At 41.5% G+C, this 25678-nt stretch carries 16 protein-coding genes and 1 pseudogene; 10 read left to right on the top strand and 7 right to left on the bottom strand.

Going from position 1 to position 25678, the window contains the following annotated elements; all coding sequences use genetic code 11:
• Positions 1–393 precede the first annotated feature (393 nt).
• Positions 394–3891 (bottom strand): hybrid sensor histidine kinase/response regulator, encoded by a 3498-nt coding sequence (locus AC0KVP_RS00840; protein WP_005401534.1) that lies wholly within the window; start codon positions 3889–3891, stop codon positions 394–396.
• Between the two features lie 186 nt (positions 3892–4077).
• On the opposite strand from AC0KVP_RS00840, the gene AC0KVP_RS00845 reads away from it, so the two are divergent.
• From AC0KVP_RS00845 to AC0KVP_RS00860, 4 genes are all read left to right on the top strand, one after another.
• Positions 4078–4410: a DUF485 domain-containing protein gene (locus AC0KVP_RS00845; protein WP_004691685.1), complete on the top strand. Its 333-nt coding sequence runs from the start codon at positions 4078–4080 to the stop codon at positions 4408–4410.
• Entirely contained in the window at positions 4410–6125 is a 1716-nt protein-coding gene (locus tag AC0KVP_RS00850; protein ID WP_473338282.1) for a cation acetate symporter, read from the top strand. The genes AC0KVP_RS00845 and AC0KVP_RS00850 overlap by 1 nt, the downstream gene beginning before the upstream one ends.
• A 252-nt stretch (positions 6126–6377) precedes the next feature.
• Complete coding sequence (locus AC0KVP_RS00855; RefSeq protein WP_004691682.1) at positions 6378–7067, top strand: ion channel; 690 nt, start codon at positions 6378–6380, stop codon at positions 7065–7067.
• A gap of 157 nt (positions 7068–7224) precedes the next feature.
• Positions 7225–9192, top strand: coding sequence for a BCCT family transporter (locus AC0KVP_RS00860; RefSeq protein WP_473338286.1), 1968 nt, complete (start codon positions 7225–7227; stop codon positions 9190–9192).
• A gap of 51 nt (positions 9193–9243) precedes the next feature.
• Here the strand turns inward: AC0KVP_RS00860 and omp33-36 are convergent, their stop codons facing one another.
• Positions 9244–10131: a porin Omp33-36 gene (gene omp33-36, locus AC0KVP_RS00865; protein WP_473338289.1), complete on the bottom strand. Its 888-nt coding sequence runs from the start codon at positions 10129–10131 to the stop codon at positions 9244–9246.
• Positions 10132–11219: 1088 nt separating this feature from the next.
• Between omp33-36 and AC0KVP_RS00870 the strand changes: the two genes are divergently transcribed.
• A complete protein-coding gene (locus AC0KVP_RS00870) occupies positions 11220–12965 on the top strand; it encodes a GGDEF domain-containing protein (protein WP_004978215.1) in 1746 nt (581 codons plus the stop codon).
• A gap of 63 nt (positions 12966–13028) precedes the next feature.
• A pseudogene (locus tag AC0KVP_RS00875) lies at positions 13029–13495 on the top strand (HIT family protein).
• Between the two features lie 228 nt (positions 13496–13723).
• On the opposite strand, the gene uvrA reads toward AC0KVP_RS00875, so the two are convergent.
• The 3 genes from uvrA to tenA all read right to left on the bottom strand — a co-directional run bounded on the left by uvrA (position 13724) and on the right by tenA (position 18086).
• Positions 13724–16555, bottom strand: a complete 2832-nt coding sequence (gene uvrA / locus AC0KVP_RS00880) for an excinuclease ABC subunit UvrA (protein ID WP_473338291.1) — start codon at positions 16553–16555, stop codon at positions 13724–13726.
• Between the two features lie 320 nt (positions 16556–16875).
• Positions 16876–17250 (bottom strand): hypothetical protein, encoded by a 375-nt coding sequence (locus tag AC0KVP_RS00885; protein WP_473338293.1) that lies wholly within the window; start codon positions 17248–17250, stop codon positions 16876–16878.
• Between the two features lie 161 nt (positions 17251–17411).
• A complete protein-coding gene (tenA, locus tag AC0KVP_RS00890; RefSeq protein WP_473338295.1) occupies positions 17412–18086 on the bottom strand; it encodes a thiaminase II in 675 nt (224 codons plus the stop codon).
• A gap of 211 nt (positions 18087–18297) precedes the next feature.
• Between tenA and AC0KVP_RS00895 the strand changes: the two genes are divergently transcribed.
• From AC0KVP_RS00895 to ssb, 3 genes are all read left to right on the top strand, one after another.
• Positions 18298–19377, top strand: a complete 1080-nt coding sequence (locus AC0KVP_RS00895; RefSeq protein WP_473338297.1) for a DUF475 domain-containing protein — start codon at positions 18298–18300, stop codon at positions 19375–19377.
• A 159-nt stretch (positions 19378–19536) separates the two neighbouring features.
• Positions 19537–20901, top strand: coding sequence for an MFS transporter (locus tag AC0KVP_RS00900; protein ID WP_004978200.1), 1365 nt, complete (start codon positions 19537–19539; stop codon positions 20899–20901).
• A 51-nt stretch (positions 20902–20952) separates the two neighbouring features.
• Complete coding sequence (gene ssb / locus AC0KVP_RS00905; RefSeq protein WP_087011844.1) at positions 20953–21537, top strand: single-stranded DNA-binding protein; 585 nt, start codon at positions 20953–20955, stop codon at positions 21535–21537.
• A gap of 209 nt (positions 21538–21746) precedes the next feature.
• Here the strand turns inward: ssb and AC0KVP_RS00910 are convergent, their stop codons facing one another.
• A complete protein-coding gene (locus tag AC0KVP_RS00910; RefSeq protein WP_234304369.1) occupies positions 21747–23165 on the bottom strand; it encodes an aspartate ammonia-lyase in 1419 nt (472 codons plus the stop codon).
• Positions 23166–23299: 134 nt separating this feature from the next.
• On the opposite strand from AC0KVP_RS00910, the gene AC0KVP_RS00915 reads away from it, so the two are divergent.
• Positions 23300–24190, top strand: a complete 891-nt coding sequence (locus AC0KVP_RS00915) for a LysR substrate-binding domain-containing protein (RefSeq protein WP_130235116.1) — start codon at positions 23300–23302, stop codon at positions 24188–24190.
• Positions 24191–24324: 134 nt separating this feature from the next.
• Here AC0KVP_RS00915 and AC0KVP_RS00920 read toward each other — a convergent pair whose 3' ends face one another.
• Complete coding sequence (locus AC0KVP_RS00920; protein ID WP_473338300.1) at positions 24325–25623, bottom strand: dicarboxylate/amino acid:cation symporter; 1299 nt, start codon at positions 25621–25623, stop codon at positions 24325–24327.
• Positions 25624–25678 lie beyond the last annotated feature (55 nt).

The raw sequence follows: 25678 nt of genomic DNA on the forward strand, positions 1-25678 counted from the left end.
CCAAGAGAAGGATGATCAGTTTCTTCAGCGAAGGAAGGGGTATATAGGCAGAAAAACTGATCTTTTCTTAGTCCTAGTTATCTGCCAATCCCCTATGGAGATGAATACGACTAAAGTCGTAGTTTGGGTTTTTATGTATATTTAGTTGATATAAAACAGATGTTTGAAAAATTGTAACTAAGTATACAAGTGTTCACTAATGTAAATGGTGTATTTTGCCATAGTAAAAGTGGATGTGTAATTTCTAGCCAATATTGTGGAGCTTCAACGTGCTGAAAATGAGCACTTTGGTCGAAATCCTTAAAACTTTAGTCAGTTTGCTGTATATACAGGGCCTAAAAAGGACAAAACCCAAGCCATCTGATTTGGGTTTTGTGAGCAAATGTAGGGAATTTATTCAGGATTTGAAATTTTTAAACCCGATAACCATGCCCTTAAAGAGGCTGGTTTTAACGGTTTTTTCAACAGTACTATATTCATATCTTTGACCCGTTGTGGTAGTTCAGGATCTGAGTCTGCGGTAATCAGAGCGACAGGTACATTCTCTTGGCGATTGGCTAAAATAAAGTCCAAACCAATTTTGTCATGATTTAAGTGCTGATCGACCAACCAGACCTGAATGTTTTCTTGCTGAATCATCTCAAAAGCTTGCTCAGGCTCGGTTGCCTTAAACACTTGGTAGCCCCATTTGGTGAGTAAAGTCGACATCCCTTCTAAAATGGTTTCGTCATTGTCCAAACACAAAATCTTATAGGCTTTGGTTTTGAGTGGTACCGCTTGTACAGGCGCTGCTACGACTTTTGGTGGATCAATGATTGGTACTTCAATCATAAAGCATGACCCTTTGCCATACTCTGAATAGACATGCACTGGGTAGTCGAGCAGGCTGGTCATCCGCTGCACGATGGCCAAGCCCAAGCCAAGCCCTTGCTCACCCCACGGTGAGGTATGGCCACAGCGCTCAAACTCTTGGAATAGTTTAATCCGTTGTTCTTCTGCAATCCCAGGTCCAGTATCCCATACTCCAATTCGAATATGGCGTGGCTTGTCCGTGGAGCGGAGTACACCCACCACCACTTTGCCTTTGGCAGTGTAGCGTAGGGCATTACTGACAAAGTTCTGAATAATACGGCGAATCCATTGTGGGTCGGTATCAATCCAGAACTGAGCATCATGTACGCTAAAACGAATACCGCGCTGTGCGGCAATGGATTTAAACTGCAATTCAAGGTCGCTGAGTAAATCATGCAGCGGATAAGCCTGACGGTTCGGTTGAATGGTGCCACCTTCAAGACGGGCAATATCCAGTAGGGCAGATAGCATGCTTTCTGCACCGTGTAAGGCACGATCAAGCTGTTGTAGAGTTTTACGGTCTTCTTCACTTTGTACGCTTTGTTCTAAAGCCGTACTGAACAGACGTGCAGCATGCATCGGTTGCAATAAGTCATGACTCGCCGCGGCAATAAAGCGGCTTTTCGACATATTGGCTTTGTCGGCTTGTTCACGCGCCAGTTGTTGTTCAGTCAATGCATCTGCTAGCTGTTGAGTTCGGTCTTGGACACGCGCCTCCAGCATGGCTTCATTTTCACGGAAGGCGGTAATGTCGGCGAAGGTGGTGACGAAGCCACCGCCTTCAATTGGATTGCCGCGCATCTGAATGACACGACCATCTTTACGAATCCGTTCAAACTCGTGTGCGCTACCGACTTGCATCCAGTGCATCCGTTTCCTTACATGTTCTTCAACCGAACCCGGGCCACACTCGCCGCGCTCTGCGTTATATCGAATCAAATCAGAAATTGGACAGCCGACATAGACAATGTCTTTCGGGTAATCAAACAGTTTTAAATATTGGTTATTCCATGCCACCAAACACATATTTTCATCGACCACACTCACCCCTTGGGTCATGTGGTCAATCATGGTCATGATCAGGTTTTGATTAAAACGTTGCCACTGTGAGGCTTGGTCTAGAATGTTTGCCACTTGCCCCAAAGCGAGGCCATTGTTGACCATTGCGGTGGTGAGCAGGGTACGTGCCGATGCAGCGCCAATCGTGCCTGCTAAATATTGTTCGGTAAAACGCCACCACATGCCGTTGGCATTGCTGTTTTCATTCAGCACCACATTGTTCTGGGCACAGAACTGTTGGAAAGCGCGCATAGTTGCGCCATCGCCAGTAATCCGTTTGGCTAAGGTGATTAAATCACCAACTTTTAAGCGTGCAACATCGTGATGAATGTAGTTGATGTCTGTTGACGTGCTCTGTGTTGGCAGTGGCTTAGTTTCATAATAGAAAAAGCTTTCTGCTTGAATTTGTTCGGCCACGCTGGGGCGGAAAATTCGGGAAATCCAAATGTATAAAATAATATTTAGACCGAGTGCCCACACCACCCCATGGGTAAGTGCAGCAAAGGATTCAAAACCGAGCAGGGCTTCAGGGCGTAACCAGTTAATGCCCATTGGCCCGAAATTAAGAAAGCTTTCGGTAAAGTGTGAATATTCAGCAGGCAAACTACGCAGTACAGTGGGTAACAACAAGGTGTAGGCCCACATACCAAAACCGGCCAATAAACCTGCATAGACGCCTTGTTTACTGCCACCACGCCAGTATAGACCACCAATAAGGGCCGGTGAGAACTGAGCCACCGCACTAAAGGCCAACAAGCCAAAGACTGAAAGTTGGTCAATGTCATTGAAAAAATGGAAGAACAAAAAGCCCAATAACATGACGGCTAAAATACAGACCCGACGGGTAAATTTAAGCACCAAGGGTAAGCGTTTATCGTGGCGGGACAGTAAATTGGTACGCCATAAGGCAGGCATGATCAAGTCATTACTGAGCATGATCGATAGGGCCACTGAAGACACCAACAGCATACCCGTAGAGGCAGAGAAGCCGCCTAAAAAGGCCAATAAGGTTAACCAATCTTGGCCATAACTTAAAGGTAAAGATAAAACCGCTACATCGGGAATCGCTAAGTAGCCTGGCGTTGCATGCAGCGCCCAACTGGCAATTGGGATAATAGCAATGATGGTTAAAACTAAATAAACTGCGAACCAGCGCCGTGCCCCGCGAATATGCTTTTCATCACGCAATTCGACCACAGCGACATGGAACTGACGCGGTAAGCAAATGATCGCGAGTCCAGCCAATAAGGTTTGAATCCAAAACGTATCGGGCACACCAATCAGTTGTACTTGGTGAAAAGTCTCTGCGACATCTTTGGAGATTTGATGGATGTTTTCGGGTGCAGCAAACACAAAAAAGAGTGCGACACACAGTAAAGCAAACAGTTTGACAAAAGACTCGAAGGCAACCGCTAACATCAGACCACCATGTTGTTCGGTATTGGCGATCTGTCGGGTTCCAAAAATCATGGCCAAAATCGCCAAGATACCCGTGAGGAACAGCACACCGTTGGTGGTTGAGGCGATGCTGCCTGCGGTGGGTTCTAAAATCACTGCGGCACTGAGTGCAATGGCACGTAGCTGTAGGGCAAGGTAAGGAATAATTGCAATAACGGCGAGGATGGTCACCATCGAGGCCAAAGGCCCACTTTTACCATAGCGTGCAGCTACAAAATCGGCAATCGATGAAATAGCATGGTGCTGACGGACACGACCTAAACGACGCCAAATGTCATAGCCCAGTGCGACGAAGAGTAGTGGGCCAAGGTAGATCGGCAGAAAGATAATGCCTTCACGAACTGCTGCACCGGTGGCGCCATAAAAGGTCCAAGATGAACAGTAGACCCCTAAAGTTAAACTAAACAATAGCATGCGCCCACGCGTGCTCAGGCGGCTGGCGTGTTTCTCACCAAAAAAGGCGCAGATAAAGAGTAAGACGATATAGAGGGCCAATACCCCGATAATGAGCCAGCTGTTCATTTTACCTAAAGTTTTTCCGTCATCTTGGTCATCATAGCGCATCTCGGATAGAGGCTGCTGAGCTTGTTTAAAATTTACAGACCAAAGTCTAAATTACAACCAATACAGAAGCTTGCTACTTTAGCAAATGTAATAATTCGAATTAAAAAATTGTATCTACGGTTGGATACAGACAGGAGTATGGTTATGGATGAGAGACAAGTAGAACAGATTCTACAAAATCCCAAATTCAAGGAAATGGTTAGTCGTAAAAGTAAACTGAGCTGGACACTGACAACTATTATGTTGGTTGTATACGTTGGCTTCATGTTGTTGGTCGGCTACAACAAAGAATTTTTAATGACTTCAGTCAGTGGTGGGGTGACCACGATTGGCATGCCATTGGGTCTAAGCATTATTGTATTGTCTTTTGTTTTGTGTGGTGTTTATTCGTATATCTCGAATAACAAACTCGACGCATTAAATGAAGAAGCAATGCGTGAAGTTGAAGCCATTGCGCAAGAGAAAGGACAGCACTAATGAAATGGAATTCATTGAAAGCGCTTACAGTCGCTACTACAGCGCTGTTGGCTTCGAGCCTAGCACTTGCAGGCCCAGATTTGGGTGAGGCTCAACAGCAAGCGACAAACTGGCATGCCATTATCATGTTTGGTATCTTTGTCGGATTTACTTTGCTCATCACTAAATGGGCAGCAAAACAAACCACCAACACTGCTGACTTCTACACAGCAGGTGGCGGGATCTCAGGTTTCCAAAATGGTTTAGCGATTGCGGGTGACTATATGTCCGCAGCGTCATTCTTGGGTATTTCCGCAATGGTTTTCAGTTCAGGCTTCGACGGCTTGCTGTATTCATTGGGTTTCATGGTCGGCTGGCCAATCGTATTGTTCTTGGTGGCTGAACGTCTACGTAACTTAGGTAAGTTCAACTTATCTGACGTGGTGTCATTCCGTTTAGCGGAAAAACCAGTGCGTACGCTTGCAGCAGTAAGTTCATTGGTTGTCGTTGCATTCTATCTGATCGCTCAGATGGTGGGCGCAGGTCAGCTGATCAAACTGTTATTTGGTTTGAACTACAACATTGCTGTAGTAATTGTTGGCCTTCTGATGATGGCTTACGTGATCTTCGGTGGAATGTTGGCAACAACTTGGGTACAGATTATTAAAGCTGTCATGCTTTTGTCTGGCGCGACATTCATGGCTTTCATGGTGATGAAAGGCGTGGGCTTCAGCTTCTCTGAAATGTTCACACAGTCAATTCAAGTTTTCTCTAAAGTACATGACATTTCTTTAGCAGAAGCGGGCAATATCATGGGCCCAGGTAAACTTGCAGCGAACCCAATTGATGCCATTTCTTTAGGTTTGGCTTTAATGTTCGGTACAGCGGGTTTACCACACATCTTAATGCGTTTCTTTACCGTTAAAGATGCTAAAGAAGCACGTAAATCAGTGGTTGTAGCAACAGGTTTCATTGGTTACTTCTACCTTTTAACCTTCATCATTGGTTTTGGTGCGATCCTTTATGTATCCAACAATCCACAGTTCCTTGATGTCGCGAAAATGGCAGTAACTGGCAAGCTAGAGCTTGTTGGTGGTAACAACATGGCAGCGGTTCACTTGTCTGATGCATTGGGCGGTGACTTGTTCATGGGCTTCATTTCAGCAGTGGCGTTCGCAACGATTCTTGCTGTTGTTGCAGGTCTGACCTTGTCAGGTGCTTCAGCAATCTCGCATGACTTGTACGCAAACGTATTTAAGAAAGGCCAAACGACTCCTGAATCTGAACTTCGTATGTCTAAAATCGCGACTTTAGGTCTTGCTATTTTTGCAATGATTTTAGGGATTCTATTTGAGAAACAAAACGTTGCCTTCATGGTAGGTTTAGCATTCTCTGTAGCAGCATGTGCGAACTTCCCAGTGCTTGTACTGTCAATGTTCTGGAAAGGTTTAACCACGCGTGGTGCGGTGATTGGTGGTGTGATTGGTCTAACGACTGCTGTGGTACTCATTATCTTATCTAAAGCAGTTTGGGTTGATACATTGGGTATTTCTGAAACGCCAGTGAACCCATTCAATGGTCCAGCAATCTTTGCAATGCCATTGGCGTTCTTCTGCTGCTGGTTGTTCTCTGTGACTGATAACTCAGCACGTGCACAAGCAGAACGTAAAGCATTTGATGCGCAGTATGTACGTTCACAAACGGGTATTGGTATCTCAGGCGCTTCAGATCACTAATCTGAACCTGAACTAAAAAAAGCCCCATTCATTGGGGCTTTTTTTATGGTGTTGACGCTCCTAACTGTGTCAGCTTTGTATATTGAAATACATAGATCGTGACATTCAGTATTCAAGCAGTACTCAAATTGTTGAACAAAATGAATCGACTGACACGAATAAAAAGCATCGGTTTTAGTGGCTATTCATGCTAAGTTAAAAAAGCAAGAACAAGAACCAATCAAACTTGGCTTTAAAAACAACAGGCTGAATATGCAAGTATTTGTCGAATTTTGGAAAGGCTTCCGTCTACTGCCTTCAGCATGGTTACTGCTATTACAATTTATTATGCTGATTTTGGCGCTGTTGAGCGGCCATAGCTTGTCTTTACGTGTATTGGTTTGGGGCTTAGGTGTTTTGGTCCTGTTACTCATTGCCAAGGTCATTCGTCAAACTCCCGTGTTTACCATTCTCGGCTTGAGTTTTGTTGGTGGGGCATTGTTCTTTTCCTTACTGATTTTGCTGGGTGCGCGAGATCCGATGCTGTTGGTGATTAGTCATGCCTTTGAGGCGATGGCCTATTTTATTGCGGCCTATGGCTTGCTGCGCTATATGTTTGCAGACCGTTATTTGACCAAGGATGAGCTATTTGCTGCAGGGGCAGTGTTTACGCTTATTGCATGGGGTTTTGCCTTTTTATATAGCATTTGTCAGATTTTGGAACCCAATAGCTTTTTAAATCCCAACGTGGCGGGCGCACAATCATGGCTCGATTTATTATTTTTAAGCTTTAGTTTGCAGTCGGCGACAGGTTTGTCCGATCTAATGCCACTAACACCGCTGGCCCGTATGATTGCGATGTTACAGATGTTTTGTGGGGTGATGTATTTGGCTTTAGTCGTCTCACGCTTGATTGCCTTGCAGTATATTCAGCACCGACCCAATGATCATAAAGAAAATTAAACTGTTACAGGATTCGCACTGCCTTATTTTTAAACATAAATTATGATGGAACAGAATCGTTAAATTTTAAGCTATTCATTCTTCACTCTTTATTAGACTCGTCTAATTAACCATTTTGGTTATATCTTTGTACTAAAAATAATTTTCTGGGGGAATTATGCCTTCCATAAAGCCATCGCTGTTTGCAAACATCAAACGGAATGTATTTCTCAGCACTGTCGTGATTCTGGTGCTTTTTCTGGCCTTGATTCTTTTTGACCCAAGTGGTTTTGAGGCTTTAACCAAACATTTAAATCAATGGATTATTGACTCATTTAGCTGGTTTTATGTTTTATCTGTCGCGTTATTTCTGATCTTGCTGATCTTTATTGCGCTCTCCGATATGGGGAAAATCAAACTCGGCCCTGATCATAGTCTGCCTGAATATAGCAGTGGTTCTTGGTTCGCCATGCTATTTACTGCAGGGATGGGGATTGGTTTGATGTTCTTCGGTGTCGCTGAACCCGTGATGCACTATGTCAACCCGCCCACGGGAGATGGGCAAACCGTAGATGCTGCACAACAAGCGATGCGGATCACCTTTTTCCACTGGGGATTACATGCATGGGCCATTTATGCGCTTGTGGGCTTGTCACTGGCTTATTTCTCTTTCCGACATAATTTACCTTTAAAGGTTCGCTCCGCTTTATATCCTTTGGTGGGCAAAAAAATCTATGGTGTAACGGGAGATGCAGTTGATACCTTTGCAACCTTAGGCACCATTTTCGGGGTTGCTACCACACTTGGTTTTGGGGTGACCCAAATTAATTCGGGACTGAATTATCTTTTTGGTATCCAGCAAAGTATTGGTATTCAGGTCGGGCTAATCATTTTTGTCACTTTTTTAGCTTCGCTCTCAGTCGGTTTTGGTTTGGACAAAGGCATTAAACGGCTGTCTGAATTGAACTTGGTGCTGGCAGTGGTTTTACTGTTATTTGTGTTTTTTGCCAGTTCTTCCATTTATATCTTACAAACCAGTATTCAAAATGCAGGGCAATATGTATCTAATCTGTTCACGATGACCTTCAACCTGTATGCCTACCAACCCAATGGTTGGATTGGTGGTTGGACCATTATGTATTGGGCCTGGTGGATTTCGTGGTCGCCTTTTGTTGGAATGTTTATTGCCCGAGTGTCTAAAGGTCGAACCATTCGCGAGTTCATTGTCGGGGTGTTATTCATTCCTACAGGCTTTACCCTAATTTGGATGGGCTTCATGGGGAATGCAGCGCTGTTCAGTATTATTCAAGAAGGGCACACTTCTTTAATCTCAGCGGTACAACAAGATTCATCCGTCGCACTGTTTGAATTTTTGACCCATTTACCTTTCGCACAAATATCGAGCCTGATTGCGACTGTTCTTGTGGTGCTGTTTTTTGTGACTTCTGCCGACTCAGGCTCATTGGTGATTGATTACTTAACCGCAGAAACAGAAAATTCACCTTTATGGCAACGGCTATTTTGGACCATTTTGATTGCGTTACTGTCGATTATCTTACTGATGGCAGGCGGACTTTCGGCCTTACAATCGGCCACCATTATGAGTGCCTTACCCTTTACTTTGATTATGTTACTGGTCTGTTGGGGTTTACTGAAAGCACTGCGTTTGGATGTCACCAAAATGCGTGCACTACAAGATGCCCGAATCACGCCACGTGCGATTCAAAATCCACGCAGTTGGCAACAACGTCTAGGTCTGATTATGCATTATCCGCATACCCAGTCTGAGGTCGAAGAATTTATTGGCCAGCAAGTACAACATGCTTTTTCAGCGGTACAAAAGGAATTTCAGCGCCGTCAGCTAGACGTGACCATTCAACCGATTGAGCATGGCTTGCAGTTACGCGTGGATCACCATAATGAAATTAACTTCATCTATCAAGTGGTTGCTCGTGAAACCCAGCCCCCCAGTTTTATGGCGGATAGATTGGAAGAACAGCAGTTTTATCAAGCTGAAGTTTTCTTAAGAGAAGGTGGACAGAACTATGATGTGATGGATTGGACTTTAGATGATCTATTACAAGATATTATTGACCAATATGAGCGTCATTTACATTTTTTAAATTTAGTCAGAGCCACAAACTAAAAAAAAGGACGCTTTAAGCGTCCTTTTTTTGTATTCAGTTTCTAAATTGAATTAGAAGCGGAATTTAGCGTTTACGCCAACAGATTGAGTGTCAAGCGCTTTAGTTTCAGCATTAGCATTTACATAGCTCGCACCTACAGCAATCGCTGGAGTGATGAAGTAGTTTACGTTCGCACCCCAAGCTTTGTTCGGTGTTAAGTCAAAGCTAGACTCTGCATAAGATGCACCAACGCTTAACGCAGGTGTTAAGTAAAGGTCAGTTTTTAATTGGTAAGCAGTGTCTTCACCATAAACAAGGCCAGCTTCTAAGCCAAGCGCCATGTTGGTACCGTCGATGTTACCTACGTATTTAGTACGTGCAGTAATCGCATCTTGGTCGTCAGCAATAGTCGCTGCTTCGCCAAAAGTTTTAACTACACCATTGTTCATGATACCGAACGCATCAAGAGCAGTTTGGTCAGCAACGCTAGTATAACCTAGAGCAACCAAGAAGTTAGGAGCTACTACAGCACCAAGTTCTAATGCATAACGGTCGCCATTATCATCACGAGTTACTGAATTTTTGCCATCAGTGTGAGTGTGGCTGTAAGACGCGCTTGCATAAGCAGGAACGAATTTAGTTGGTACATAAGCTTCTGCTTTAGCACCGTAAACATGAGATTCGATGTCAGAACGACCTTCATCTACAAGAGCATCATACTGACCATATTGGTAAGCTAAAGATACATTTGATGCTTGGTTTAAGAAAGCAGCTTCAGCTAAAGGACCTTTAGATGAATCAACGTTTTTGAAATAGTAAGTACCTTGTACAGCACCAGTGAAGTTTTTGTCGTTTTCAGTTGTATCTACATACTCTGACTGACCTTGTACTTCGAATTGGTATGCTTGAGCACCGGTCATGGCTAATAATAAAGCAGTGGCTAAACCGAGTTTTTTCATGATATTTACCAGATTGTTAACATTGGATTAAACTAAGGCTATTCTATTGTAACAATTTATTAAGTCAATGAACTCTAATGGTATTACATTATTGAGTAATTACTCTAACTGTGCTAAAGGTTAAAAAGTGCTCAATTGAGCATATTCATGTCAACCAAAAAAAACTTACAGCAGAACAATAGGGTATATCTATTTAGAAAACAGAGAATGTGCGATATTGAATTGTACTGAACTTGATTTATGATTGATAAATTAGATTAATATAATAAGAACAAACGGTAAAAAAGTTAAATGAAGTGCCTCAAACATAGGCGTTTTTGTGTCATAAGTCTAAAAAATGCCTAAAATTAGTGCAGAAAACACGGTTTTTGATTGCATAATGTACATATCTTCTCTGGATTTGTGATAATTCTCACAATAATTATGCAATTATATTAATCCATAGTGCTTTGGTTGGCTTTACAACAGAGCAGATTTATTTCATAATAATTTTAGCGAATCATTTAACAATATTGTTGTTTTCTGAGAAGCTAATTCTCCTCAAACAGTTTTTGTTTATCTGCCCAACTTTCCCCAAGGTTGGGCTTTTTTTTATTTAAATTTTCGAGATCTTCTTTTTTCTGAAGAAAAATATATTGGAATTTAATGCACTATAATAGTGCAATCATGAATCTATATTTTTCATTAAAAACTTTTATTCGGGCAAAAAAAAACCAACTTCTAAAAGAAGTTGGTTTTTTCCGCCAAAACTTGTGGGAAAACTAGAATATCTGCTGAGGATATACTCTAATTCGCCCCAATACCGTGCATTATGCACCTAAATGTTGCATGTGTAAATATAGGCACTTTAAAAAATGGGAAAATTAGAAAATATTGAATGAAATTCACACTAAACATGAATATTATTAAGGATGGATTGACTCAGCTTTCATAGGTGCGTGAAAGTTTAGCCGTGATCATTTGGGGCTGATGAAATCTTAAAACGATGCAAAACAAAGAATTAATCACTTAAATACACGATATACTGTTCGTATAATGAACAGTTAATTTGGTTTTCTTTTATTTTGGAATGGGGGCGTGGTTGAAGTATGCGAGAAATACGCTCTGAGTATTTGAGTCAAAAGCTGTATATTGCAATGAGCATTATTATTTTGTCATTGTGCAGCTTATCCATTCCGTTGATGGTCAAAAGTTATCGCGATTACATCAAAACCAACCAAGCTTTAACTGAAATACAAGCCCTACAAGCTGTTGCAGACTTGGCCAATAAGATTTCACGAGAGCGTGCGCCAGCCAACAAACTCATGTCGAGTAATCAGCAGGACTTTGCCCAGCATGTGCTTGAGTTAAAACTGTATCGGCTCACGGTAGATGAGCAGATGCAAAAGACCTTAGAGGTTTTAAAGCATTCGAATCTCCCAAATTTAGATTTGAGTTTATTTGACCGTCTAGATGAAGCTTTAACACAAGGCAGACAACAGGTAGATGCCTATGCGGCTCTACCACGTGAGCAACGTAATGCCGAGACTATGGATCAAGCCATCCTAAAAATGTTTAATGCTTGGGATCGTAGTCATGATGTTTTAAAAGACGTAATCGCTGTATCTGAAGGCAAAGACACCGCTGTTTCAAACTTCTATGTCCAAATTTTATTATTAGCGGACTTACGCGATCAGGCTGGTCGTGCTGCATCCAATGTGATGGCGCATGTAGCTTTTAAACAACCGATTCCTGAAACCAATTTAGCGCGTTCTTTACAGACTCGGAAGCAAGTGATGTATTTGTGGGAACTCATTGATACTTTACAGCCTGAGCGTGATAAAACCGAAGAATTTAAAGTGTTGCATCAAGCGGTTTATAACGAGTTTTTAGCCAAAGGGCTATTGATTGTTGAGCGTTTGATGAATGAAAGTATCTACCATCGACCATATTACTTAACTGGCACACAGTTAACCGAAGCAATCGTTGATAAATTTTCGACCGTGGTGGAATTGCAAAATTATTTACTCAAATATAGCGTTGAAAAAGCCATCATTGAAAAGCATAAAGCACAAAATATTTTGCTCACAACGGTGGGTATTTCACTTATTTCAATTTTTGCGGCACTGTTTACCATGATCTATGCGCGTAAGAGAGTGTTTAGTCCACTCATTCAAGCGCGTGAAATTCTGTTTGATTTATCCCATTCCAGTATTCGGCCTAACCCCATGGATACCAAAGATCAACCCGCCAATATGTATTCTTTATTTACAGCAATTCAGCAGTTAAAACAGACGCTTCAGCAGCGAGATGCGTTGGAGTTTCGACTCAAGAATATTGCACATTTGGATTCATTAACGGGGGTTGCAAACCGTTATGCGTTGAATGAATACATTAAACTTTTGGAAAATCAGCCGACCCAGTTTTCTGAGACTTGTTTAATGGTGATCGACATCGATCATTTTAAACAGGTCAACGATGTATATGGACATCTGATGGGGGATCAGGTGATTCAGTTTGTGGCTGAAAAATTAAAAGAAAATATTCGGACATCTGACTTGTTGGTACGTTACGGTGGTGACGAATTTATTGTGCTGATTGAAAATGTTGGAATGGAGCGCGCTTTAAAAATCGCGGAAAAGATTCGTTCTGAGATTTATGAAGCGAAGTCAGTTGATAATGTACGCTGCCCTGATTTGAAAGTTAGTATTAGTATTGGGGTGGCAATTGGTGCGACCAGTTGGATGGCACTGTTAGAAAAAGCCGATCGTGCTTTGTTTCAAGCCAAAGAGCAGGGTAAAAATAAGGTTGTGGCTTATTCAGTCGATGAAGTGAATGAGTCATATTATATTTGAAAGAATTAGATCAAAATAAATAAGTAAATTAAATAACAGTACAAAAGAATAAATGAGGGGGAAATGAGAACAGACTGTATTTTTTGTCAGATGACACGAAATGAAATACCTTGCCATATTATTGATAGTAATAATGACTACATGGCATTTTTAACAATTTTTCCGAATACGTTAGGTGCAGCTGTTGTAATCCCCAAAAACATTACACAAGTTATGCTTTTGATTTGGATGATGATGTTCTCACCGGATTGATACTTTACACCAAGAAAATTGCGAAAAAGTTAGACGGGTTTTTTGAAGACGTTGGGCGGACTGCAATGGTATTTGAAGGTTTTGGCGTCGATCATATACATGCAAAATTGTTCCCTATGCATGGAACCAAGCAAATGCATGAAAACTGGAAAGCTGTAAACTCTAATGTTGATAAATATTTTGAGCAGTACGAAGGCTATATTTCATCACATGATTTTCAGCGGGCAAATGATGAAGAGTTGGCTTTGCTTGCTGAGCAGATTCGAGCTTTTGAATAATAAGTTGAACGATTGGTATTAATGACTGTCGTTTTAGAGCATCTTCCTACTAGATTGTTGGCTTAATTGCCATTGTGTAGCGTTATCTCATTTTTACTAGGCAAAAGTGACAAAACCCACTTGTTTGACTAATGCTCAGTCCCTTGAGCATAGTCAAACAGATGACATTCATGTTGCCTGTTATGTGGAAGGAGGAAATCCCCCCTCTTAAAGTGGGAGAATCCAGAATCACTTCAACAACGGTTTCAAAAACTTGGCTGTATGTGAAACTTTAGATTTCACCACATGCTCAGGTGTACCTTCCGCAATAATCATCCCGCCACCTGCACCCCCTTCAGGGCCTAAATCAATTACCCAGTCAGCAGTTTTAATCACATCCAAATTATGCTCAATCACCACAATGGTATTGCCCTTATTGCGTAGCTCATGAAGAATATCTAACAGTTTAGCAATATCATGGAAATGTAGACCTGTAGTTGGCTCATCTAAAATGTACAACGTTTTCCCCGTATCACGTTTGGCCAATTCACGAGCCAATTTCACACGCTGCGCTTCACCACCTGACAGTGTCGTTGCAGACTGACCTAAACGAATATAGCCCAAACCCACTTGATTCAGTGTTTCCAAACGACGATGAATCACTGGAATCGCATCAAAGAAATGCATGGCATCTTCAACCGTCATATTTAGTACATCGGAAATATTCTTCCCTTTATACCCAACTTCTAACGTTTCACGGTTATAGCGTTCACCATGACAGTTATCACAAGGCACATACATATCGGGTAAGAAGTGCATTGCCACTTTGATCATGCCGTCACCTTCACAGGCTTCACAGCGACCACCTTTCACGTTAAACGAGAAACGTCCCGCAGCATAACCGCGTGCTTTGGCTTCAGGTGTTTGTGCAAACAATTCACGAATTGGGGTAAATAAACCCGTATACGTTGCAGGGTTGGAGCGAGGTGTACGACCAATCGGGCTTTGATCAATATCAACCACTTTATCAAGGAATTGCAGACCATCAATCGAGTCAAATTTCTCAGCCGTTAATGTCGTTGCACCATTAAGCTGTGTCGCTGCCAAAGGCAATAAAGTACGATTAATCAGCGTTGATTTACCTGAACCAGATACACCAGTCACACAGGTCATCACACCCAAAGGAATGGTTAAATCCACATTCTGTAGGTTATGACCCGCAGCACCCATCAATTTAATTTGTTCTTCAGGCTTTGGTGGTGCGGTACGTTTTTTCGGTACTTCAATTTTCAGTTTGCCTGATAAATATTGACCCGTAAGTGATTCATTATTCGCAAGAATTTCATCATAAGTCCCTTCAGCAATCACATGACCACCATGAATACCAGCACCAGGACCAATATCGATAATATGATCTGCTGCACGAATCGCATCTTCATCATGCTCAACGACTAAAACGGTATTCCCTAAATCACGTAAGCGGACTAAGGTTTCCAATAGGCGATCATTATCACGTTGATGCAGACCAATCGATGGTTCATCGAGGACATACATTACACCCATCAAACCTGCGCCGATTTGCGAAGCCAAACGAATACGTTGCGCTTCACCACCAGACAATGTTTCTGCTGAACGAGAAAGACTTAAATAATTCAAACCCACTGAGACTAAGAAATGTAAACGCTCACGAATTTCTTTAAAAATCTTATCGGCAATTTCGCCTTTTGCACCATCAAGATTTAAATCTAGATAATAACTTGCTGCATCACCAATCGACATTTTGGTAATTTGGGCAATGGTTTTGTCTTTCACTCGAACATGACGTGAAATTTCATTCAGACGTGATCCACCGCAGGCGTCACATGCAGCATTAGACAAATACTGTGCCAAATCATCACGTACATAGTTTGATTCTGTTTCACGATAGCGACGTTCTAAATGTGGCAAAATCCCTTCAAAAGGTTGCACACGATTATGCTTACGACCACGTTCATCGATATAACTTAAATCAACTTTTTCTTTGCCAGTACCGTATAAAAATTTCTTTTTGGTGTCGGCATCCAGTTCATTCCACGGGGTATCCAAAGAAAAACCAAAATGCGCTGCCACTTTTTCAATCATGCTGTAGTAGTACGGGCGTTGTCTGTCCCAACCACGAATAGCACCTTGGCTAATCGACACCTCAGGGCTTGGAATGAGTTTTTCAGCACTAAAATGGCTACGAGTCCCTAAACCATCACAGGTTGGGCAGGCACCAAAGGGATTGTTAAATGAAAATAAACGTGGCTCAAGTTCTGCAACGGCGCGGTCACATTCAGGACATGAGTGTTTAGCCGAAAAAACCCGATCTGGGTGTTCACCGTTCATCCACGAGAGAATGGCAATATCACCGCCCAAACGTAGAGCAGTTTCAAAAGATTCTGCAATACGGTTGCCGAGGTCATCACGGACTTTAAAACGATCCACCACCACTTCAATGGTGTGTTTTTTCTTTTTATCGAGTTCTGGAATTGGGTCGAGATCAACAATTTCACCATCGACGCGCGCTCGGACAAAACCTTGACTTTGTAATTGTTCAAACAGGTTGGAATATTCGCCTTTACGCTCACGCACCACTGGTGCAAGCAGCATCAGTGCTGTCCCTTCATCCAATCCTTTTACTGCATCGACCATTTCCGATACGGTTTGTGCCACCATCGGCAAATCATGCTCTGGGCAAAATGGTGTGCCGACACGTGCGTAGAGTAGACGTAAATAGTCATAAATTTCGGTAATGGTGCCTACCGTAGAACGAGGGTTGTGGCTGGTCGATTTTTGTTCAATTGCAATCGCTGGGCTTAAGCCTTCAATTGAATCAACTTCAGGTTTTTCCATTTGTGATAGGAACTGGCGCGCATAAGCCGAGAGTGATTCGACATAACGACGCTGGCCTTCGGCGTACAGCGTATCAAATGCAAGCGATGACTTACCTGAACCAGAAAGTCCCGTGATCACCACGAATTTGTCGCGGGGAATATCAAGGTTCACATTTTTTAAGTTATGGGTACGTGCGCCTCGAATACGGATATGACTTTGGCTCATAAAACTATCTCGAAATTGTGCAGATGAAGGAGGTATATGATAACGACTTATGCTTTATTCAAGTGTTAAACATGATTTTATAGCGACAAATCATGTCGGCCAAAAGAAAAGTGATGCTGCTAGACTGTAGCTAGATTTCAGTGTTGAAACAAGTCTCAACGTATCGACATTGGCTGCGACTGAAAACTGGAAGGTGTTTACGCATTGCGTAGAAAAGAGAGGATCACCCATTCGGCGCAGCGCAAAAGTTGCATCATGGCTTTGCTATTTTTGGTTTGCCATACGCCTTCAGGGATAGAGTATTGTTATGGTTGCAGTATTTAACATGCTAGCGCATAACGACGTTCAAAGATTGAATCGACCGTCTCAAAAGCAAAGGGACGGATAATGTCATGATGGAGACGCGCATAGAAATTGACTTCATGCTCAAGAGTTTGTAAGAAGGTGTCGTAGTCATCTTCAAAGTCTGGCAGGTCGAGTAAGTCTTGTTCTCGATTTAAAACGCAATGATATTTTTTAATAAAAGCCAACATCAATTTTTGAATATGTGGATTGGTATAATAAATGAGATAGGTCGCGGCAGAACCGCAGTGTAAACAGCCTTTTTCAAGGTATATTTCTTCGTTATTTAGCCAGCAGCATTGTACGGTAAAAAATGCACGAATGGCTTCAGTACCTAGAGTATCAGGATGCATGAGAAAGGCCCTCGAAAGTTAATTATGCAAATGATAATTATTATCATTATTAAAGTTTAGTTTTAAATGCTTAAAATAGCAATCGCGCCTTCTGAAAAAATACGAGATTCGGTCAATAAAAAGCCCTGAAGGGTTCAGGGCTTTTGGGATCATTTGCGCTTTTAAGCGTGGTCTAAACCGAGCCATTGCTGCTGTTTATAAGCGCTGTCCCAGAACAACCATTCCAGTTCAGCCCCTTTACGGTAGGCTTTATGCATTTTCTCAAGGGTGTCTGCATCGCAACGCGCAGCCACTTTATCGATGGTTGCAATCACATTACGCACAGCTTGGTTGAACTCTTCACCTGCGTAAGTATCAATCCACGCTTGGTATGGATTGTTGGCGATAGAGTTACCCACAATGTCTTTACCGACTTCAGCATAAATCCAAAAACAAGGTAAGAGCGCTGCTAACACCACTGGGTAGCTTTCAGACCATGCTGTTGCCGTTAGAAATGAAGTGTAATGGTGACATGCCAAAGTCAGCGGTGTTTCTTCAAACTGCTGTTTTGAAATATCAAAATTTTTCATAAAGCCATCATGCAAACTGCGTTCCACCACAATCGCTTCTTTAGCCCCTTGGCTAAACTGAATAATGTCGTCAGCCTCATACGCTTTGGCACCACACACCGCTAAAGCACGACCATAAGCCACCAAGTAGTGCGCATCTTGAATCACATAATGACAAAATGCTTCTTTATTAAGTGTGCCTGAAGCTAATTCTTGGTTAAAAGGTAAAGCCAGTGTTTTTTGATATAAGTCGACATTACGTTGCCAAACGTCTTGAGAAAAAGCCATGATTAGATCCTGAGGGAAGCCAAAATATGGGCAAGACTATAACAACAGTTTGCGCGGAACAACAATCCATCTCCGTACATCGGTGAGATAAGTAAAAATTAACGAAGATGTTTTGGTTTCAGGCGCAAAAAGCGTCATAATTGAGGCCATAAAACTCAACCTGTTTTTTAAGTTTTCGTTCATCTCCAAATTTTTTATAGGTCGATCTGTCATGATGAAACATTTTGGTTTCTCTATCATTTTTACGATCGTGTGTCTTGCGTTGTCTGCGTACTGGGGTTTTACCCATGGACCAGAAGCGGGCTTAAAGACCATGTTTACTGCTTTGACCATTACTGCAATTTTAGCGGTGATGGAGGTCTCTTTATCTTTCGATAATGCCGTGGTCAATGCGTCCGTGTTACGTGGTTGGGATCATTTTTGGAAAATGTTATTCCTTACCGTGGGTATTTTAGTCGCTGTATTTGGTATGCGCTTAATTTTCCCTGTCGCAATTGTGGCGGTAACTGCAGATATGGGCTTCGTTGAAGTCGTTCAATTGGCTTTAAATGATCCAAAAACCTACTCACAACGTCTGATGGATCACCACCCTGAAATAGCTGCATTTGGGGGCGCGTTCTTATTGTTAGTGTTTCTTAACTTCTTTTTGGATGAAGGTAAAGATACGCACTGGTTCCGTTGGTTGGAGCGTCGTTTGGCAAACTTGGCAAATGTCCCTGCAATGTCTGTATTCTTGGCCTTGATTGCACTCTTGGTGATGGCGGCGAATGTTGATGAAGCTAAACGTCTCGTGGTGACCATGGCGGGAATTTGGGGCATCGTGGTTTACATTGGCGTACAAGTCTTGAGTCATTTGTTGGGTGGTGAACCTGAAGTTGATGAAGACGGCAATGCAGTTACGCATAATGCCAATGGCGCAGCCACAGGTGTGGTCAAAGCAGGTATTGGTGGTTTCTTATACCTAGAAGTACTTGATGCATCGTTCAGTTTTGATGGTGTAATTGGTGCATTTGCCATTACTTCAGATGTCGTGATTATTATGTTAGGTCTTGCGATTGGTGCGATCTTCGTGCGTTCGATGACGATTTACTTGGTCGAAAAAGGCACCTTGGATGCCTATGTCTTCCTTGAGCATGGCGCACACTACGCAATTGGTGCTTTAGCATTCATTATGCTGGCAAGTGGTACAGGTCTACATGTACCAGAAGTCGTCACGGGTTTAATTGGTGTGGCCTTTATTGTTTGGGCAGTTATTGCTTCTATTCAATACAAAAAACATCAAGCCGCTTAAAGCAGACGGCTTTAAACCGCGGAAAAGCGCAGCTCAGGCTGCGCTTTTTGTTTTTCAGATCAGGAAGGCTTTTATTAAACATAAAATTCATGCCGCTAGTCGGATTGAATAGCCTATAATCTTGATCCAAGATTAATTCAATACAGTCTGTCCTCATTTATGATGAATGCTTTAGAACGTCGTTCAACTTTTGCCTTAAGCAGTATTTTTGCCTTACGCATGTTGGGTTTGTTCATGATCATCCCTGTATTTTCTGTGGCAGGGCAGACCTATGAATATGCAACGCCTGCGTTGCTCGGTTTGGCTGTGGGGATTTATGGCTTAACACAGGCCATTTTACAGATTCCTTTCAGCTTGATTGCCGACCGTTATAGCCGTAAGCCTTTGGTGGTTTTTGGGCTACTCCTATTTGCTTTGGGTGGTGCAATTGCTGCGATGTCAGACACCATTTATGGGGTGATTATTGGCCGTGCCATTGCAGGTGGAGGTGCTGTATCTGCGGTGGTGATGGCACTACTGGCGGATGTGACCCGTGAAGAAAACCGTATGAAAGCCATGGCAACCATGGGCATGAGTATCGGGGTTTCTTTTGCTGTCGCTTTTAGTTTGGGGCCGTGGCTTACCGGTTTGGTAGGGATTTCAGGATTATTCTGGGTAACGACCATCATGGGCTTGGCGGCTATTTCAATGCTGTTTTTGGTGCCAAAAGTCACCCGCCATCATCGTAATTATCAGCAAGGTTATTTGGCTCAGCTCAAACAAGTCCTAAAAATGGGCGATCTGAACCGTCTGCATGTGTCGGTGTTTAGCTTACATTTATTGCTGACGGCAATGTTTATTTATGTCCCATCACAGCTCATCGATTTTGCAAAAATTCCACTAAATTCGCATGGCTGGGTGTATTTGCCACTGTTGGTGATTAGCCTATTTTTTGCCTTTCCAAGTATTGTATTGGCTGAAAAATATCGCAAGATGCGAGGCATCTTTTTAACGGCTATTGGCGGCATTATTTTAGGCTTAGGCATCCTAATTTTTGGCTTTGAGTCGAAGTATATTTTGCTCACTGGTTTGGGCTTATTCTTTATTGCTTTTAATGTCATGGAAGCGCTGTTGCCGTCATGGTTATCGAAAGCTGCACCGATTCAGTCTAAAGCGACTGCCATGGGCGTAAATGCCAGCAGCCAGTTTTTAGGTGCATTCTTTGGTGGTGTCACAGGTGGGCAGTTGTTGCTGTTAAACAATACTGCTTTGGGGTGGAGCATCCTGACTGGACTGGCGATTGTCTGGTTATTGATTAGTTTTGGCTTGGCGCAACCGCGTTATTTGTCTTCGATGGTGTTGCGTTTACCTGAACATAAACAAACGGACGAATGGACTTCACAGCTTTTAGCGATTCGTGGTATTGAAGAGGTCGTGGTGATGTCTGATCAGCAAGTAGCGTATGTAAAAGTCGATAAGCAGCAAATAGATGATGCTACGCGACAAGATTTAACGCAGTTGTTGGGGAAAGAGGTAGCCATTTAAGCATAACTCTTATAAAGTAAATAATAGAAATAGATAGGAAGTAAACATCAGATGCGCGGTGTAAATAAAGTTATTTTAGTGGGCACATTAGGCCGAGATCCAGAGACGAAAACTTTTCCAAACGGTGGTTCGTTGACACAGTTTTCAATTGCAACGAGCGACTCTTGGACAGATAAAAGTACAGGTGAGCGTAAAGAGCAAACCGAATGGCACCGTATTGTGTTACACAACCGTCTAGGTGAAATTGCGCAACAATACCTACGTAAAGGTTCGAAAGTTTATATTGAAGGGTCACTGCGTACTCGTCAGTGGACAGATCAAAATGGTCAAGAACGCTACACCACAGAAATTCGTGGTGAGCAAATGCAGATGCTCGACAACAACCGTCAGCAAGGCGAGCAAATGCAAGGCGGAAATGATGGTTATGCACAACCACGTTTCAACAATAACCAAGGTGGTGGTTATAACAATAACAACAGCCAAGGCGGTTATGGTGGCAATCCAGCAGCGGGTAATAGCAACAATCAACAAAGTGGTTATGCGAATAATAACCCAAGCGGTTTTGCACCAAAGGCGGCTCCTCAGTCAGCGCCTGCGGCAGCACCAGCAGATATGGATGATGATCTTCCATTCTGATTTGTATAATATCTAAATATTGTATGAAGTGAAAAAGAACTTGATTTATATCAAGTTCTTTTTTTATGGCTAGGCAAATTTGGTATTTAAAAAAGAACTTTATGGCATCAAAATGTTCAGCTAATACGAGTGACAAAGCATACTTTTCCTCTCTATAAAAAAGGGACCTCTGATGAGATCCCTTTTCAAAAAGACTAAATGCTAATAAATCATGATAAAGATTGCTGAGGATGAACCATATTTTTGATCGATAGCACATCAGCTAAAAGTTGATCAGACAATAGGTTTTCAGCTTTAATTAAAGCCAATACACTTTGACCAGTTTCATTCGCTTGTTTTGCAATACGAGTCGTTGTTTCATAACCCAAATATGGGTTGAGTGCAGTAATAATGCCGATTGAATTATCTACATTTGCCTGACAGTGTTCAGCATTGGCACGGATGTTTTCAATACATTTGTATTGGAACATTTGCATCGCTTTACCTAACAAATCGATCGATTCGAACAGTTTAAAAGCAATTAACGGCTCCATCGCATTGAGCTGTAGCTGACCTGCTTCGGCCGCCAAAGTAATGGCCAAATCATTTGCAATCACTTGAAAACACACTAAATTCATTGCTTCTGGAATAACTGGGTTCACTTTGCCAGGCATAATTGAGCTGCCTGGTTGACGCGGCTCCAAATGGATCTCATTCAGACCAGTACGAGGACCACTAGAAAGTAAACGCAGGTCATTGGCAATTTTTGAGAGTTTAGTCGCGGTACGTTTTAAGAAGCTCGATAATAAAACGAAATCACCCATATCTGAGGTTGCTTCGATTAAATCAGGTGAACTACTGATCTGCTTTTGCGTAATTTCAGACAATGCTGCGATGGCATATTCACGATACTTAACTTCGGTATTGATGCCTGTTCCAATTGCCGTTCCACCCAAATTTACAACACTTAAAGCAGACGGCATGATGTCATTGAGCTTGTTTAAATCATTTTGTAAGGTATTTGCAAATGCACCAAATTCTTGACCTAAGGTCATTGGAACGGCATCTTGCAATTGGGTACGACCCATTTTTAAGATATGCGAAAACTCATCGGACTTGTTCTTAAAACTTTGAATTAAATTTTGAAACGGGCTGTTCAATTGCTCAATTGCAAAAATTAAACCCACTTTAATGGCTGTTGGATAGACATCATTGGTTGACTGAGACATATTAATATCATTATTTGGATGTAAATATTGATATTCGCCTTTTAAATGCTCTAAATGTTCTAAGCCAATATTAGCCAGTACTTCATTGATATTCATATTGGTGGATGTTCCCGCACCACCTTGAATCATATCAATTGGAAATTGGTCATGATACTTATAATTAATAACTTGTTCACATGCATACTGAATAGCATTGTATTTATTTTCTTCAAGTTTATTGAGTTTAAAATTGGCTTCTGCGCATGCAGCTTTAACCATTGCAAGGGCATTAATAAAAACAGGGAATTGATTGAGTTTATTTGGACTTAAATTAAAGTTCTCTAAAGCTCTTAAAGTTTGTACACCATAATAGCAATGAGCAGGAATTTCTTTATGTCCTAATAAATCCTTTTCAACGCGTGTGTTAATCTTAATGTTCATTTAAATAGACTCTAATCTCGAATAAATCGATATTAAAGTGCGCACGGTTTTTTTTCTAATGTAAAAATATATTACTACATGCATTTTTTGCATAATAGATTATAATTGATCAAAGGATGAGTGAAGAATGAGTTATGACTTTAGAAATTCGATGGATTGAAGATTTACTTGCATTAGAGCAAGAAAAATCGATATCTCAAGCAGCAGCTCTACGACATGTCACGCAGTCTGCCTTTACGCGCAGAATTCAGAATATTGAAAACTCATTGGGTTTCCAAATTTTGAAAAGATATAGTAAAAATATTGATTTCACAGAAGCGGGGCAAGTTTTACTGGCTTCGGCAAAAAATATACAAAATCAACTCACTACAACAATAAAATATTTAGAAAAGAATGTGAAACATGATGAGTTAACCGTCAAGTTTGCAGTGTCACACTCGCTTATTACCCAGTTTTTCCCCCGCTTTATTCATGAGTTATCTATGGATATGACGGACTTAAAATTGGAAATTATTGCCTCAAATTTCAAACAGGGGATGCGCTTATTAAAAGATGGCTCGTGTGATTTTTTAATCAGTTATTGTGATCAAAAAACATTAGAACAATTCGATCGTTCTTTGTTCGAATTTCATAAAATTGTTGAAATGGAAATACTCCCAGTGACGGCCTTAGATCATGATGGGACTGCCAAATATTCACTCGATCAGTCTTTTCCTTTGTTGTCTTATAGTAAACAAGCATATTTAAGAAACTGTGTGGATGAAGCAATTGAAAATAAGTTGGATTATAGAACTTTATATGAGACGGATAATGCAGGCGATTTAAAAGAGTTGGTGTTGCAAGGTTTGGGTGTGGCATGGTTGCCTAAATTATTGGTTGAAAGAGAGATTCAAGAAAATAAATTAAAAGTACTGGATGGTAATCAGTACTATTTATTTCAAGATGTCTATCTGGTTAAACGAGAAATGTCATTTTCAAATCGAATTAATTATATTTGGAATATTTTAATTCAGAAAAATAAATAATTCGAATTTATGGATTATTTTTTTTAATCGTTTTGAGGTATATTTAAATAATAAATAAGGTGATTTTATGAATAGTAAATAAAGGACTTTACTTACTATTTAAAAATCACCATTTATTTTATCTATAAATAATTCTAAGTGTTATCGGCTAATTGGTTTGCGGGAGAAATGTTGTTCACCATGATGCCTTCTTGCTCCGTAAGCTCATCTTTATTGCCCTCAGTACGTGCAATCACGGCAGTTGCAATACTATTTCCAATCACATTGGTTGCCGTACGGCCCATATCTAAAAACTGATCAATCGCTAAAATTAATAGAATACCGGCTTCAGGAAGTTTGAACATAGCCAGAGTGGAGGCAATCACCACAATAGATGCTCGTGAAACACCTGCAATCCCTTTACTCGTAATCATGAGGGTAAAGAGTATGAGTGCTTGCTGGGAAAAACTTAAATCAATGTTGTAGGCTTGTGCAATAAATAACACAGCAAATGCCATATACATCATCGAGCCGTCGAGGTTGAAAGAATAACCTAAAGGGAGCACGAAACTGGTAATGCGTTTAGGCACACCGAAGTTCTCCAAAGCTTCCATGGTTTTTGGATAAGCCGATTCGCTACTTGCGGTCGCAAATGCCAACATGGTGGGTTCACGCACGATTCGCATCAATTTAAAAATATCTTTTTTCAAGAAGATATAGCCGAAAGCAATCAGGAGAGTCCAAAGCACCAGTAATCCTACATAGAACTGTCCAATGAAAATACTATAATCAATAATCAGCTTAGGGCCTTGAATGGTAATCGCGGAAGCAATCGCTGCAAAAACGGCAATAGGTGCAAATGCCATGACATAATCTGTAATTCGGAACATCACCTTACAGAGTTCATCAATTATTTTACCAATGACGGTCGCTTCACTATGATGTTGAACATAGGCAAGTGCAGAACCAAAGAAAATTGAGAAAACCAAAATCTGTAATATCTCATTATTGGCCATGGCTTCAGCAAAACTACGCGGGAAAATATGCGTAATGAAGCTTTCTAAGCTCAGACTTGTCGCACTGACACCGATATCAACCGCTGTTTGAGGAACGGTGAGATTCATCCCAGCGCCAGGTTGGAATAAATTGGCTAAGCCCATGCCCAGTAAAAGTGAAATAAATGATGCACCAATGAACCAACTCATGGCCTTTAAGGTAATTGATCCCAGAGAAGAGGATTTTCCCATCGAGACAAGACCAGAAACGATTGTTGCAAAAACTAAGGGTGCAATAATCATTTTAATTAATCTTAAGAATACATCAGTCACAATTTTAAAATAGGCGGCAAGTTCTGTGGTTTGTGCAGTTGTTAAAGTGCTATGAAAAGCCCAACCAATCAGTATTCCTGAGATCATGGCAATCAGAATACATTTCAGTAATTTCTTCTGCTTCATACTTATCGTTCCTTCTTTAATCTTCTTTTCATCAACTTTTGGCCTGATGTAGCAA

The organism is Acinetobacter sp. DL27 (assembly GCF_055810995.1).